Genomic DNA, 14,837 nt, shown 5'->3' with positions numbered 1-14,837 from the left:
CACTAATATTATGGGCTGGTCTTATCGTAAATCATTTGGTTCCGGACCGTTTCGGATTAATTTCTCTAAAGGTGGTATCAGTTATTCCGTAGGGGTAAAGGGTGCCCGGGTTAACTTTAGCCCGAAAGGCACCTATGTAAACCTAAGTTCACATGGTATCAGTTATCGCCGAAAAATTTCGGGGCCAGCTAACCCATCGTCGCCGGCATCACAAGAGGGATTTTCGACGGTGCCAGCCATATATGAGCCAGCGCATACCATCGCTTCAGCAGCAATCGGGCAGCTAACTGATACTGATTCCAAAGATTTTGTCCAGGAGCTTTCGCATACAGCAACCATGATCGCTTACCGGAATTGGCTGGGAGTATTTCCGTTCGTTACTTTCTTGCTGGTACTGCTATATGCTTCTTTTGAAAGCCGTACATCGGTCTCCGTCCCGGCAACGGACAGCACACTTGTCAGGGTAACCTCTTACCCTGGTGTTTATATCCGTAAAAAGCCCAGCGCACGTTCACAGATCGTTAAGGCTGCTATCAATGACCAGACTTTTTTACTTGCCGACCCTTCAGACAGCAAATGGATAAAAGTTATTTTTAAAGACACGGTGGGTTACATTAGCCGCCGGTTCACGACCATCGAGCATATCCATCATGACCAGGTAAATTCCGAAGTATTGGTCCTCTCTAATAATTATGCCGGTTATGAACTTCTTGCGGGCTGTGTGTTTTTTATCCTGCTTATCGGCTGGTTAAACAGGGTAGATAAGAAGCGGTTGCAAATGGAATTATATTATGAAATGGACGAAGAGTTTCAAAAGGCCTATCAGGAATTCGGCAGACATTTCACAACATTTTCTGGATCGGCCAAGATCTGGCAGTATCTTAATACACACCGCACCTCGGATTTTAAACGTAATGCGGGCGCAGGGCAGCTGATCAAACGGACACCGATCGGCGGAATCGCTGCACATAGGGTACCGTTGCGATTTTTTTCGACCAATATTTCCATTCCTTATCTGAAGCTGAGCAATTTGGAGCTTTACTTCCTTCCGGAGCGACTGTTGATCAAGCGTGGTAATACTTTTGCTGCGGTGTTCTATAGAAATATCCAGATCAGCGGATCAACCACTCGTTTTATCGAGGATGAGAGTCTGCCCCGTGATGCGCAGGTAGTAGATCAGACCTGGCGTTATGTAAATAAAAGCGGGGGCCCCGACCGGCGTTTTAGTAATAACCGTCAAATCCCAATCTGTGCCTATTCGGAATATACACTTCGTTCAGAAACTGGGGTTTATGAAGTACTTACAACTTCCAAGAAGGGAGCTATGGATAATTTTGCAAACTTCATTTTGCACATCGGGCAATTACAATCCAGATTGGGTGTAAGTTGATCTGTATGGTATATGGTTCTGAATACGGCGGTAACATCATAGACTGATTACGGGTTTCCGTAAAAATAGGTTTAACAGGACTCTTATTTTTACTGGTAAAAGCATCATTTAATTACAACTCATGAAACAAACCGAAGCAATTAAACCGGGGCCAAAGCCTAAAAAAGAGGATGGATCGGATGACAGAAGAAGGCGTGTCGATCCTCCGAGTCAACCGAAGCATCCAGGACTTAAACCGCATATCCACAAACCGGGTGAAAAGCGTTAACTCGTCAGGGATACTAGTAGCTATTGGACAAAGGGGACAAAATATTCCCCTTTGTATCTAGGTTTCGAAATTTAACAATCAAACTTATATAAGAAACCTTGGTGTACCATGGTTGCAATCTTTTAAGAGAACAGTGAAACCGTTTTGAAGTAAGAGGATTATAGCATATCCATAATGAACAGGCGAATAACGCCATAGCAAAAGAACTCCTTTGAAATGTCTTTAATAAGTCTAGTTACCCTAGGTTCCAGTAATATTCTCGGTCAAACGGTCGTGGTCAATGCGGAGATAATTGATTAAAGACTCTATTTTCGGAGTTGAAGAAATCGCTTCATGATTTAATTAATAACCGTTCTATGGAAGTAATCTTACCGGATCTCGGTTCTAATGCACAGTTCATCGTGAGCCGAACATAGCGCAACGCTTAGCGGTTTCTTGCATTACATAGGCAGCGACATCAGTCACAAAAATTAATGGAATTTGACGAACTGTATAGGCGTTGTGTCATTAACTAGGTGAATACAGAAGCAAGCGATTAAGGGCCATCATTGTCATCTGGCAGCTCCGTACTGCGCTCAATCACCCGTGATATCAAAATGAAAGTTGCGATTTTTGACTAAAAGTCCATTAATTCCTTCGTTGTCACACCCAATGCGTTCGCGAGATCTATCAGTGAAAGCATAGAGATATTTACTTCTCCCTTTTCATATTTCTTCAAATTGCTGTAATCAATGTCACAGCGCTGTGCGAGTTTACGAAAGGATAACTTATTACGTTTACGCAGCATTTCCAGGTGCTTACCGAATCTAATTAAATTTTCTTGTTGCGCTTCGCTATACATGGATGGTGTTCGATAGCGAAAATTGTTTTTTGACGGTTTAAAAGTGTTGGTTTTAAAACCCACAGTTTGTATTTTTAGCCTGACCGGGGCAGCTGACTATTCGCAGGAACAGTCCTAAATCTTCCTGGTAAGGTTGGTCATGGTGAAAGAAAGCAACACTTACGTTCAGAAACGGGATAGGCTCAAGCGCAGGAGCCGTGAACAGTTCCTTTTTGCGATAGGGGTATTGTTGCTGTGGTTGATCGTCTATTGCTTTACGCGGTAAGACCATTATTGCACTTTGCTGGCTTACTACAAATAGTTATGTTTGAATGGCATTCATATACTTAAATGAGATATGGCTGTCAGAAGTAATCTAGCACCAGATGAATTTTATTCGCATTACGAATCCTGATAAGAATGAACAGGAGTATTTTCAAGGAAACGACCCTGCTCTCTTTTTGGGCGATATCAATGAGCTTAATATCATTGTCGGAGCCAATAATTCCCGTAAAAGCCGTTTCCTACGTCATATCATCCGGCAGGAACATCAAATGCTTTTTACTTATAATGGCGACCTCAATCAACTTTATTGGCAGACATCACGCATTTTAGTTCGTCCGGCTGGCGGTCCGGATGAGGTGTGGGAAAACAAATGGCTTGCGCTATCGCTGGACAATCTGAACGAGACGAATATCCACCAAGGTAAGATTAAATCGTATTTCCATCGAAAGGCCGGCAGCAATGATTTGGATGCCCTTTCTTTAAGAGTTGCCTTGCAAAATTTGGGCGATCAGCTCATCAATATGGCCACACATGAATCTTTTCAGGCATTTGAGGATCAAGTCACGGAATTGGCCGAAGTGATAAACATGGCCATTATGATTTATCAGCATCTTGCTCGTCATGATGGTAAACACATGAATGTAAGCAGCGGCGACGAGTTTCTATATAGCCTTCGCTATGGTATTCCTGGGGTAAATCCTGCAGCATATGTCCCGTGCTGGACCGAGAGACTTACGCTGTTAAAGGAGGTTCGGATCTGTGTAGAAGCGCTTCAAAGTATCGGGCTTGGAAGGGAATTTAAGCAGATAATTTACATCCCGGTGTTGCGTACAGCCAGGAGATTGGAAGGGTTAAAGGAGGATCTGTTCCAAACCACGATCAAGAAGCAATATCACTTGCCTGATGACAACAAAGTCTCTATCGAGACAGGTCTCGCCTTATATGAAAAGATTGGCCTCGCTCGTAACGGTAGCCGTGAGGATATTCGGAACTTTAATGCCTTCGAAAAATTTGTAGGTGATACTTTCTACCAGGGGCAGGAGGTGCACATTGTAGCCAGACGTTCACACAACGCTGCAAACGAACATATTCATATCAGTCTGCCTGGCGAACTGGAAGACATATCCATTCACGACCTCGGTGATGGTGTTCAGAGCATTATTGCCATGCTGTTGCCCATATTTACCGCACGTGACGGCAGCTGGGTACTGATCGATGAACCTGAGGACCACCTGCATCCTGGTTACCAGCTCATCTTTATTCAAGCCTTGGCCGCGAATGAGCATTTGCTCAAAAAGGGTCTGAAGTACTTTATCAATACACATTCCAACCATATTCTTTCCGAAGCATTGCTCAGCAATGCGGGTCTGGAGATCTTCGTCTTTAACCGGAAAGATGAAAAAGCATCACTCATCAAAACGATCAATGGTAACGAACACAGTACCCTGGAAATGCTGGGCGTTCTCAATACTTCCGTTCTGATCAGTAATTGTACGCTTTGGGTCGAGGGTATCACTGATCGGCTGTATTTAAAGGCGTTCTTATTCGCTTACCTTAACCATCTGGGTGCTGAATGTTACCGGCCAAAAGAGGGTTTAAATTACGCTTTCATTGAATACGGTGGTAAGAACCTGGCACACTACAGTTTTGACGAAGATTTTTCTCCGGAAGACGAAAGCCTTTTGGAGAAGATCGACAGCTACTTTCTTAACTCCAATGTATTTGTATTGGCAGATCATGACATGAATGATGAAAAACATGAACCGTTTCTGGCAATCAATCGGAATAACTTCCGTTACCGGCACACGGTGGGGCCGGAGATAGAAAACCTGCTCCCGCCTTCCGTCTGGGGGAAATATTTTTTGGAGGAGGTGAGTTGCGATCCGGAGAAGATTTCAGAGGCGCTAGATTTCGATAACAAGATTAAACTGGGTGCACATTTTCAGGGCAAAATTTTTAAGAAAGGAGTTGAGCTTAAAATTGAGAAATTGCAGGGCAACGGAACCTTGGAGTACCGGTATAAAAGAGGGATCGCAGGCTTCGTGCACCGTAAGGTGATGGCAAAGGAGATTCTGTGGCCTGAACTTGAAGCGTCAGAACCGCTACGAAACATTGTCGGAGAAATATATCAATTCATAGCTGGTAAGAACTATAAAGGCAGATGATTATTAAACTAAAGCGGAATTAAGTGCTATGGCTGTTTGACAAATCAACGAGGTGAAATGAGGTATCGCTTTCAAGCATACCCACTCCCGTGTTAGTTAGTATGGGAACCGGGAGCCGATCAAAGTAGCTCTTCAAGCACTTTGTCTGTCTGATTCCGCAAGCGAACGTCCTTTAAAATGGTGTCGAATGCCTCAAGCAACGTCATCCGCATTTTCTTACTCGATTCATCGTTGCCTTTCAAGGCATTAAATGCACCAATGACGAACTTTGTTGTTTCAATCTCCCGGTGAAGATTATTTTTTCTTTCACACTTTGTATACTGTTTGATGGTCAGATTAAATAGGTCTATGCAGATGAATGGCGAATTACTGCACTGGTCGGTAAGATAACTAACAAGGTTGTCAGAGATGGCGAAGCGGGAGGATGAGATATAGCTTTCGAGCACGTCTGCTATTTCGCTTACCGGTATGTGATCAAACTTGATAAAGCGCCATTCGGAATTATCTGCTTCACCATCTTCAGGCAGATTGGCAAGGTGCAACAAAAGTCCATGTGATTTGGAAGGTGCAGAATCATTGAAGTAATAGTGCTCTGCCGCCTGGGTGATCGCCCAGCGACGAATGGCTATATGCTGATCCAACATATCCCACAGTAAACGGTCTGCGCCTTGCTTATCCAGCAAATAGGAGAAGAATAGAATAGAAAAAACGTTTCGTAAATTATCTGCTTTCAGATCTCGGGAGTTGATCAGCTTTTGATAGATCGGGTTCAGACGAAAAAAATCATAGTTCCCGAGGTACTGGAGCGACCAGATGGCGGAACTGAGGATGTCATTGTCAGCTTCCGCGCTTAGTGTGTTTACAAAGAGCTCAAAGGCCCTTTCACCGTTGAGCTTCATTAAATGTGCATACCGGTAGTAGATCCCGGCCTTCATTTCGCGGTTCCCTTTACTAAGCAAGTTGCTTAATTCGGCAAAAATCAGGTCTTCGAATGCCGGATCGGTTACGTAGACCAGACCGTAGGCAGCCGAACTGGGAACATCGTTGATTGCCCGGCTTAGAAGACGGTCAGCCTTTTCCTCGTCGTTTTCAGGCCTGATGACCGATGGAACGTAGGCTGGCTGTTTGGTAAGATCGATAAGAAAGGTAATGACCTGCTCATCATTGCATTCGTTTCGCAACAGGAAGCGGGCAGTGGAGATACAAACAGTTAACTCCCTATCGTAATCACCTGTTGACAGCAGTCTTTTGAACAGGTGATTGATCACCTGTATCTCCGGGAGCGGTTCTATATTGCTGTCCGTCAGGCCCCAAATGCCATAGATAGCATAAGTATTTGGAATTTCGTTATGTTCAAGCACATAGTCAATCAACCTTATCTTGCTTGGACCGGGATCTTTTGTCACGGCCTCCTTAAAGCCCAAAGCATGTTCATGCAAGCCTCCCTTCAGAAAGTCCTCACGCCTCGGCCAATCTCTGTCACTGATATACTTGTGAAAGGACCGTATCCATTGATCTTCAGACATCCGTTCATACGCTTGATGTGGGAGGGGGGGGCGCACCATGCCTGCGATCGTTCGTCCAGATCGGATTTTGTCATCAAAGTCCGGAAACCTCCGGCTAAGTTCGCCAAACTGGACCTTCAACGTTTGATCCGCATCGATCACTGCGGCCGGTAAGCACCGGTAATAAGCCCATTTTGCTTTGCCGACATAAGAGACCCGGACTGGTCCCCGGTCGTTCACTTTAGGAAAAACATACGCTTCATCCTTTACCTTTAAGACCTTCAATTTGTCTATAATTTGCCCGCGTTGGGTGTCGCTTAAGAACTCGAACCCGGTTTTAAAGATTTCTCTGAATTCACTATTGAAATCATCTTCGCCCTTCAAATGCCTGTTGTCATGTAAGTGAGTGAAAAGGTTGAAAATTTCCTGGGCATACAACGATTCGTTGGTCTTTATGGCAAAAATCAGCAGCCGGAGTATCGGCTCAAGTTTGCTGGTGGTATGCGCGCTTACGTACGCTAGAAATTGTGGTGACCGTTTTGCTGCAGCGCGCCGCAGGCAAACGGCGAGCAAACGATAAATATACTGCGGCCCCTCCAGACTATCTTCGTCCTGGAGATCGACGTTGTTGAAGTGATAATCATCCAGGATGATTCGGTCACCATAGGCAACTGGATCGATCTTTCGCTCGATGATATTACTGAGCGTTTCAATCATCTTTTCGGGGATAGAGGCCGCCAGGTCTTTCAATACGTGTTCTTCGTGAAAATCCCTGTTGGTGGACTTGGCTTTATAACTGTCAGACAACAGGTCATTGCTGATGCGGTCCCATGCATATTCCGGAAAATCGACGGCGACATGTTTCAATATCCTATGATAGATAAAGTCGTCAGGCTCCTCAAAATCTTTGCATTGTTCTAAAACTTGAAAAGCTTTGGGGTTATGCCAGTTGGTGACATCGTAAAGTACATTTTTAATGACCGTTTTCCACTTGGTTCTCAGCAAAAAATCCCAGGCCGGTTCATAGTTATCCAGGACCTGGCGTTTCAGAAAGTCAAGGCGGGTATTCCGGTTATAAATTAAGTCGATTTTTGCCTGCTCACCATCCGGGTTATGATCGATGAAGGCATAGGGGAGGGGAGCTGCTTCTGCCAGAAGATCGTCAAAAAAATGCTGCGCTAAAGCGGGCGCGAACCACTTCGGAGAAGCAACATGTTCAAAAAATACGGTGTTATAGGCGAGTGACTTGCCGATCAGTTCCGTTGCCAGACTTATCTCTTCCAGCAATGGATCGTCTGTGTAAGCTATGACTGATAAAGTCAAATGCTTAATATGAAATAAGACATTTTGGTCTTCCATTATCTCCCTCACCCCTTTAACATACTCGTTAGGTGCATACTCCCTTAGGTAGGTTAAGATCATCTTTACGGCAGAACGGATGTGGATGGATTGCTCCTGACTGAATATGTAGTCTTTAAGGTTGTTGCTTTCTTCTACGAAACGCTTGGCAAAGACGAAGTCATAGAACGTTTGGTGAAAAAACTGTATCTGGGCGTTGTCCCTGGTGAGTAGCCGGGAACTAACCAGGTAAAGAAGTTCTTGATGGCTGTCCTCGAAAATGTGTTCGCTCAAAGCAATCCGCTGCTCCTTGAACATCTGATGGGCAACATTATACAAAAGTGCCTTCAACCCTTTCGGTTTAAGTAACGATTGATACGGTACTGCGAGTACATTTTGCCGCCAGAGTTCCATGTATAGTCCTTGGATGGAGGTAGCGCTGAGGCTACTGTTACCCGGCCTGTGGATCAAAGAGAACACGTTTAGGTGATTCGGTGTCCTCAACAAGTCCAATAGTTTGCCTGAAAGTGCTCGCTTTTCAATGCCGATTTTTTTCAACTGCATTAAAACTGTCTCTTCATCCAACCGCTTTACAATGACATTTTTCATCTTCCGATAGACGCGCAAAGATGGATCAAAGTGAAGGTCGAAGGTTCTTACGGAAATAACGATTTTAACATCCGAATCGTGTGTATAGCGGTCTATGATAGCTTTATATACATTGATGTAGTTCCGGTCGGTTGACATGGATTGGGACAACGCATCGATCTGATCTATTACAATGACGGTCCTTTTGAAGATTTGCTTACATTGCTCTATCAGATCGTACACCGGTATACCGACGCCCAACTTATCCTGTAGTTCCCTGATGTTGTTGGCGTATAGTTTATCCGACTTGAGCGCCAGAACGGCGATATCCGCTTCTACAAGTGCCTGGTAAAGGTCCTTTAGAATGACCGTCTTGCCCATACCTGCGTTGCCGGAAAGCAGGCAAATGTTTTTGTCTTTCCCCTCTTCGTCTTTTGAGGGATGGGACGTTATCCAATCTAGCAGCATAGTGGTTTCCTGTCTGGAAATATGGGAAGCAGGAATTCCTTCGAACTGGTCCTTCTCAAAGTTCAATGATACGGAGCCCCGGTGAAGATATTCGCGAAGTTCACTGGTTTGTTTTAATCGTGCCTTACTATTACCTCCAACAACTTCTTGCCCCACGGTTATAGTCCTCACTTCAAAAAACAGCGGGATCAAATGTTGAAAGCTTTTCTTAATAAGTAATTGATCTAAATCCTGACTGGTGATCTTCGTTAATTTGATCAGCGACAGTTTACGATGCAGTTCCGATTCATAATCCGTGATTTGCAACGGCCGGAGGGTCGGACTTTTCAGATTCTTTTCGATCCAGTTGTGTAGTTGTGGCTCTGTGAAAATTCGCTGCCGGAAACCGTCGATGAATTCTCCGCACTCATGGGTGAAATTGCTGGTCGCGCAAATAAAGTATTCGAAATCCTCTTCATCGAACATCAGGGTTTTATCCAACAATGTGTACAACACGAACTTCACTATTTCCTCTCCGAAATCGGACTTGTTTAATGATTTTGTATATTTTTTACATTGGATGAGGCCATAATTCTTTCCATTCTTTTTTAACGCGCAGTCCCGGCCATAATCTCTGACGCCTGACATCAGGCTAATTTCATCGAAATCTCGAAAACTCTTCTCTGAGATAGCTTGCTTGAATATACTATAGACCAATTCCTCGAATCTCCTGGCATCGGCGATTCCGTCATACGGAAAAGGCTTGTTCGCTAGTGCCACCGGGCTGTTTAGTGCTTGTGTAACAGTAGGATATTCATCGTTAATATCAGGCATGCAGTTGATATAATTGGATGCTCAATTTAATATTTTTCTTTAAATGATGTGCAGATTATAACGCAGTCCAATGCGACAGGCAGAATCATTTAATTGTTTTTATGTGCTGGAACGAATTAATCGCGGAGTTCTGTTGGTTAATAGAAATCATAACAGCTTTTGGATAGTGAAGTTGCTGAGACCGGCTTGTATTTTATACGGGGTCATCACTATTTCCTAACTCAAAGCACCGTCTGTGGTATTTCGGTTACATAGTCATCATTGATAGCGGACCGAATTCGAACAGGCGTTGAACCGTTGATCGTCACCGTATTTTATTAAGGAAAAGAAGGTTGGATGATCGGCTTAATTGCCAGTGTTGCGGAGGAAGTGAATAGCCCAGTCTGGTAGATCCTTCGCGCGCTCCGTAACTTTGCCGGCCTTCAGCGTTATTAAAGGTGTAATATGGTACTCAAAACCCGCTGACTGGAAATTCTGATAGATATGAACTGAGTTGAACCGGTCATAAAAGCGATCCAGATTACGCAGGCTCTCTTTAAAATTAATATTGATGTATTCTATAGGAACATCGTGGCCGCCTTTTGCCACACGTAGTTTCACCCGCTCTATACTTGCCTCAACGCTATCCAATCCCATGAATACGAGGCGTGATTCATATCCGGCAGATGTGAATTCTGCTATCGAAGTCATTACACCGACATCCCGAAAGTTTGTTTCGAATGCGGTGTCATGGCGTGATGCAATTTGCGCTTGCCTCCAATCCGGAAAATGCTGTTCGTTCAAGGCTTCCCATAAAAGGGCATCATCGAGATCATAAAAAGTCTTCTTTAACGAAGAGAACTTAATATCACCGTCAAAGTAAGGTGTACCGGGAGGAAGCATGCTTTCCGCTAACGTGCTTTTTCCTGCGCCATTGGGACCCGCAAAAACGTACAGCTGGGGAGCCGGCATTAACGAATGACTTTCACGGTTTTAGTTTGGCCTGAAGCAGCATCGATCTGCACGACCTCCCTGCGGTTTGCATAAATGCGAACAACTATATCCTTTGAATCAAACTCCTTATCCCGGTAACTATTATACAACCCGCGGTTAAGATTTTCCTGCTGGATCCTGGCTATTTGAGGTAATACCAATTCTTGTTGTTCAGCCAAGGAACGCTCGAAAATAGGTACGAATCTTTGTTTTGCCATATACAAATATAAGGTTTTGGTGTTTAATTACAACGTATATACCTGATGACGTATCGTAAATTCTTAAAATCAATAATCCTTTTTTATATGGAGACTGTTGCAATTTCCGCCTTGCATAATCCATGGAGACTAAACTTAAACCTCTATTAGCAGCTTACTAACGATAACTTGATTTAACTAATCAAAATGTCCTCGTGGTTTGGGGTGCAGCGATTCAAAATGATAGGGTACAGCGTTTTTGAAATCGCTATCTCTTAAAATCTTGAAAAATTTCTTAAACTCTCTTAGATGGTTATAAAAAGTGTCATCCATAGAATCAAGGAAATCACCGAAAGCATCGTAACTTCCAAAAATTGTTTCAACAACTTCACTTATATACATGTGGGTTTTGGAAAACGGAGCAAAAACAATAATGGCTTCCATAAAGCTGGTTAAATGCTGGCGGACTGCTGAAACCATGATTTTTTTACATTCATCCGGATAAATTGTTTCGCTTTTGTGAGCGTTTCCACCGGTTGATGTCCATTCCTTATAAGAACATGAATGAAATAGATCCCACATATTATTGTCCCATGACTTTATTGAATTAGCGTATTTTTCAAGGTAATGAAGACATATTCCGAGACGCTCTTGTTTTCCAATGGGGAACGAATCATTAAATTCTTTATTTAGATGCTCTAAAAAATTGATATCAAACGTATAAGGTGAACGTGCACGATCAAACAGGGTTCTTACATAATTGACATAAGTTTCGTGGTCTCCGTTATAAAATCTTTTCGAGTTCCGGTTTTCGTGATCACTTAAGATTGCTGCCAATGGCTTATGATCGAATCCATATTGTCCTCCATTACTGGGCTGACGCGCAAAATATAGAATGCCCTCGACGATAGTTTCAAAATCTTTTCGGTCGTCAAACGTCTTGATCTGTAGAAACCTTCGGTAAACATCATAACTTGATCCACTATCCCTCCACTTATCAATTTGTTGGATCAGACTGTCAGCGCCGGCGCTACGGGCTTTGGTAAATTCTGCTTCGGACAAAGCTCCATCAATAAGGCTGTAAGCAAAGTACAGTCTGAAACGACTGGGATAGACCACAGAAAGGTGGCTTCGGAATCTTGCTGTTAATTTGCTTTCGCCAAATAGATCGTCAACATATTCGACCACCTTAAAAATTTCCTCCTGCTCGATTCCTAAACGGCTTGCATTCGTACGGAGGTACAATTCGAATTCAGATGATTCTTTGGTCAGTTGATGTTTTTTCCCGCGGTCATCATTTATGGATTTCAGTATATAACCTTTAGAGGTATTTGTGTCGACCTGGTCAAAGAAGAGGTCAGTTTTTTGATAAAGTGATTCATGAACCGACGGGAATTTTAGACGTAAAATCTCAAGGCGTATGAATTCAGAAAAAACGACTTCTTTTAAGAGATCATTTAGATTCAATGTAAGGCCGTTACTTAGCCTGCTGACGTCGCGTAATGTTTCTATCCAGCCCTTGAAGTAATAGGGTGAGGCGCTTGGAGTACCAACGATTTCCGCTTCAATCTCTTTATGATAGGCTGGATCGTAAAAGGTTTTTAATTGTTCCGCAAGGCTTTGACGGATAACCTTTTCATCAAAAAAGGGCAAGTTAATTTCCATCTGAAAGATCTTTTCAAGAAAATTAGAATGGTTGAATGCATTTTTCGCTTTAAGTGCGGCAATCACGTAATTGCGATCATAGGCAACTATAAAGAAAGTATTGCTGAAGTTTGCTGTGTTTCGGATCAAACGGATCACTTCAGCAATTTCATCATTGTCCAACCGGTCCAGATCATCAATGTAAACGACAATTTTTTTATCGATGGCCTTTATTGCTTTATTGATTTCTTCATATAAAGAATTGAGTGATGGCTCGGAGACGACAAGCGCCTTGAATTCGCTGATCGCTTTTCCCCATCCTTCGTCATGAAGATTAATGAGTTTGTCTGTATAGTTGTTAAGCAGCCGAGGTAATTGCGAATGAAATGGACGTATCGCTGATTGTACTGTATCAAAAAAGTCCTTGATGATGGCATTAGGTGATAGTGAATTCCAGGGATCAAAGTTTACCGATATGATCTGCTGTTTTGACATCGACCTTTTCATCAAATCAAAAAAGGACGTTTTGCCGCTGCCCCATTTACCATTGATCCCAATAGCGATTGCAGTTTCAGATGAGGTGACCTCAATCCGGTTCACAATATTCCTCACATAAGCTTCGTAATTCAATTTATCCGGCTTGGTCTGCCCAAGAGAGGTGTCGTCGAAGAAGCCTCCGCCACCTTTGATTTCTTTTTTTTTATTTAAATATATCAGCAAGATTATACTGTTGAACACCAACAGTTCAAGAAGTAAGTCAGCGTAATACAGTGGCTTTATCGTATCAAAAGAGTAGAAGTACCAAGGTTTCCCTGGCTGAAAGCGGTAGTACAGGTAAGCTGCAGCGAGTAGGAATTGTAAAAGTAAAGCACTGGTGGAAGGAACGAAGTCTTTTACTCTGGAAAGGAACAGTATAAAAATATAAAGCGCCAACAGCGCGAAAATACAATCATTGGAGAGCGATGTGCTGATGTTGGATAAGATGGGGACTACCAAGACAGTACTGAAGAATGACTCTAATAAGCCGTGGATTAAAAGAAGTATTAGCACCGGAAATCCAAAAGTTATCAAATATCTGTGCGTTATAAAACGACGTAATTTCAGAAGCCAGTTTTCTTTGTTGCTTGCAAATAATCTATTCATCGGAATCAGGCTTTAACTAGCGGGAGTTAAGTTGGACAATCTTTCAAAGTTATCATACGCAACTAAGTGAATAATTAGTAATTCAACAACCCATAGCCGCGATTAATTTTTACAATCGCGCAATTGGAAGGAACCGTACATACTCAGAACGCAATGGCGGTATCTACTATTCTTAGGTGTCTCGAAGCTCTAGGCGCAAGAGCTGTATCTGGGTATCAATTGAAAGGTCGAGATGCAAGACGCTCCGAATTACCATTCAGAAAAAATACATGGGGCAACCTTCCGGCATCCCCTTCGGGCCGCGCTATCTGCTGTATCTTTTCTTTGAAAAGGATGCCGCGGCTATCGCTGATGCTTTGCATTAAAGCCGGCACACTTTCGCTCCGCTGCAAGCCTGCCGGCTGGACGTTTAAAAAAGCCATCATTTCCACCTGCTGCGGCATACCGCGCGCCGCGCCGCTTTCCCGGGTATACCTGCGCAGGCTTCCATTCCGGCATTTTTTGCGTAGCCGGATGGCAGAAATTGTTTGGTTGAACATTTTTTAAGCCAACGGGTAAAAAGGGCAGCTAATGTCTTGCCGGTAATCAGCGTTGGGACGGCAAGTAAAAATCCGGCATAATTCAGCCGCTCGTTCCTCCCGTCTTCAGCCTCCGGCACTTATTCCGTTTTTTCCTTGCTTCTCTCCCCGGCAATTCTCATTGCTTTCTTTTTTCCCTTTTGTCTTTTAAAAAATAATCAGGCAAAAGTCAATGGGAAAGGGAAAGCGGACAAATTATTTATTCTTTAAACCCTCGAAAATTATGCAGTTCACAGGAAGATTAACCGCAGACGCTGAAGTCAGGCAAGTCAAACATGATAAAAAAGTAACGGCCTTTACCGTAGCCGTTAACAAACGCTACAAGACCCGCGAAGGGGAGAAGCGCGAGAAGACCTCTTTTATCCGCTGTGCCTATTGGGTCAACCCCGGGCTGGCCATCGACCTTACTAAAGGTGCCATCGTGGAAGTCAACGGCCTTATCGAAGCAGAAGCATGGACGGACAAAACGGGCAGGATACAGGCCAGCCTCACCTGCAGCGTTGATACCGTTAAGCTGTACAGCGGTACGGCTGCTAAAACCACCGCTTCAGCGCAACCCGAAGAAGAAAAGTCCATGCCTGCTGCTTCAGGCGGTACACCGCCCGAGGATGACGACCTGCCTTTCTAACATCCACTTTTATTTATTCATGCAGTTTTAAACGA

General features: G+C 43.5%; 11 protein-coding genes. 4 read left to right on the top strand and 7 right to left on the bottom strand.

All coding sequences use genetic code 11. The features are described from left to right. Positions 1-10 precede the first annotated feature (10 nt). Entirely contained in the window at positions 11-1,390 is a 1,380-nt protein-coding gene (locus ABDD94_RS15440; protein ID WP_345953021.1) for a DUF4236 domain-containing protein, read from the top strand. A gap of 121 nt (positions 1,391-1,511) precedes the next feature. Next, on the top strand, positions 1,512-1,658 hold the full coding sequence (locus tag ABDD94_RS15435; protein WP_345953020.1) for a hypothetical protein: 147 nt from the start codon (positions 1,512-1,514) through the stop codon (positions 1,656-1,658). A 616-nt stretch (positions 1,659-2,274) separates the two neighbouring features. On the opposite strand, the gene ABDD94_RS15430 is transcribed toward ABDD94_RS15435, so the two are convergent. Together ABDD94_RS15430 and ABDD94_RS15425 are read right to left on the bottom strand one after the other, a co-directional pair. After that, the gene (locus tag ABDD94_RS15430; RefSeq protein ID WP_345955989.1) at positions 2,275-2,445 is read right to left on the bottom strand and encodes a helix-turn-helix transcriptional regulator; all 171 of its coding nucleotides are present in this window, start codon (positions 2,443-2,445) and stop codon (positions 2,275-2,277) included. 106 nt (positions 2,446-2,551) lie between these two features. After that, positions 2,552-2,770 (bottom strand): hypothetical protein, encoded by a 219-nt coding sequence (locus ABDD94_RS15425; RefSeq protein ID WP_345953019.1) that lies wholly within the window; start codon positions 2,768-2,770, stop codon positions 2,552-2,554. A gap of 94 nt (positions 2,771-2,864) precedes the next feature. Between ABDD94_RS15425 and ABDD94_RS15420 the strand changes: the two genes are divergently transcribed. Beyond that, positions 2,865-4,928, top strand: a complete 2,064-nt coding sequence (locus ABDD94_RS15420; protein ID WP_345953018.1) for an AAA family ATPase — start codon at positions 2,865-2,867, stop codon at positions 4,926-4,928. Positions 4,929-5,047: 119 nt separating this feature from the next. Here ABDD94_RS15420 and ABDD94_RS15415 read toward each other — a convergent pair whose 3' ends face one another. The 5 genes from ABDD94_RS15415 to ABDD94_RS15395 form a co-directional block, all read right to left on the bottom strand. After that, complete coding sequence (locus ABDD94_RS15415; protein ID WP_345953017.1) at positions 5,048-9,640, bottom strand: ATP-binding protein; 4,593 nt, start codon at positions 9,638-9,640, stop codon at positions 5,048-5,050. Positions 9,641-9,985: 345 nt separating this feature from the next. Then, positions 9,986-10,522, bottom strand: coding sequence for a hypothetical protein (locus tag ABDD94_RS15410; RefSeq protein WP_345953016.1), 537 nt, complete (start codon positions 10,520-10,522; stop codon positions 9,986-9,988). Between the two features lie 68 nt (positions 10,523-10,590). Next, positions 10,591-10,830 (bottom strand): hypothetical protein, encoded by a 240-nt coding sequence (locus tag ABDD94_RS15405; RefSeq protein ID WP_345953015.1) that lies wholly within the window; start codon positions 10,828-10,830, stop codon positions 10,591-10,593. 177 nt (positions 10,831-11,007) lie between these two features. Continuing rightward, on the bottom strand, positions 11,008-13,596 hold the full coding sequence (locus ABDD94_RS15400) for a P-loop NTPase fold protein (RefSeq protein WP_345953014.1): 2,589 nt from the start codon (positions 13,594-13,596) through the stop codon (positions 11,008-11,010). 215 nt (positions 13,597-13,811) lie between these two features. Continuing rightward, positions 13,812-14,135, bottom strand: a complete 324-nt coding sequence (locus tag ABDD94_RS15395; RefSeq protein ID WP_345953013.1) for a hypothetical protein — start codon at positions 14,133-14,135, stop codon at positions 13,812-13,814. Between the two features lie 262 nt (positions 14,136-14,397). Here ABDD94_RS15395 and ssb point away from each other — a divergent pair, with 262 nt between their 5' ends. Beyond that, entirely contained in the window at positions 14,398-14,802 is a 405-nt protein-coding gene (gene ssb / locus ABDD94_RS15390; protein WP_345953012.1) for a single-stranded DNA-binding protein, read from the top strand. Positions 14,803-14,837: the final 35 nt, after the last annotated feature.

Source organism: Mucilaginibacter sp. PAMB04168 (assembly GCF_039634365.2).
In the GTDB taxonomy this organism is placed as follows: Bacteria; Bacteroidota; Bacteroidia; order Sphingobacteriales; family Sphingobacteriaceae; genus Mucilaginibacter.
Note: the sequence above shows the minus strand (reverse complement) of the source record. Positions and strands in the feature narration are given on the sequence as shown.

Coding starts and splice junctions, on each gene's coding strand:
- ABDD94_RS15405 (WP_345953015.1), bottom strand. CDS start 10,830: ATGGCAAAACAAAGATTCGTACCTATTTTCGAGCGTTCCTTGGCTGAA.
- ABDD94_RS15395 (WP_345953013.1), bottom strand. CDS start 14,135: ATGTTCAACCAAACAATTTCTGCCATCCGGCTACGCAAAAAATGCCGG.
- ABDD94_RS15420 (WP_345953018.1), top strand. CDS start 2,865: ATGAATTTTATTCGCATTACGAATCCTGATAAGAATGAACAGGAGTAT.
- ABDD94_RS15435 (WP_345953020.1), top strand. CDS start 1,512: ATGAAACAAACCGAAGCAATTAAACCGGGGCCAAAGCCTAAAAAAGAG.
- ssb (WP_345953012.1), top strand. CDS start 14,398: ATGCAGTTCACAGGAAGATTAACCGCAGACGCTGAAGTCAGGCAAGTC.
- ABDD94_RS15410 (WP_345953016.1), bottom strand. CDS start 10,522: ATGCTTCCTCCCGGTACACCTTACTTTGACGGTGATATTAAGTTCTCT.
- ABDD94_RS15415 (WP_345953017.1), bottom strand. CDS start 9,640: ATGCCTGATATTAACGATGAATATCCTACTGTTACACAAGCACTAAAC.
- ABDD94_RS15425 (WP_345953019.1), bottom strand. CDS start 2,770: ATGGTCTTACCGCGTAAAGCAATAGACGATCAACCACAGCAACAATAC.
- ABDD94_RS15440 (WP_345953021.1), top strand. CDS start 11: ATGGGCTGGTCTTATCGTAAATCATTTGGTTCCGGACCGTTTCGGATT.
- ABDD94_RS15430 (WP_345955989.1), bottom strand. CDS start 2,445: ATGCTGCGTAAACGTAATAAGTTATCCTTTCGTAAACTCGCACAGCGC.
- ABDD94_RS15400 (WP_345953014.1), bottom strand. CDS start 13,596: ATGAATAGATTATTTGCAAGCAACAAAGAAAACTGGCTTCTGAAATTA.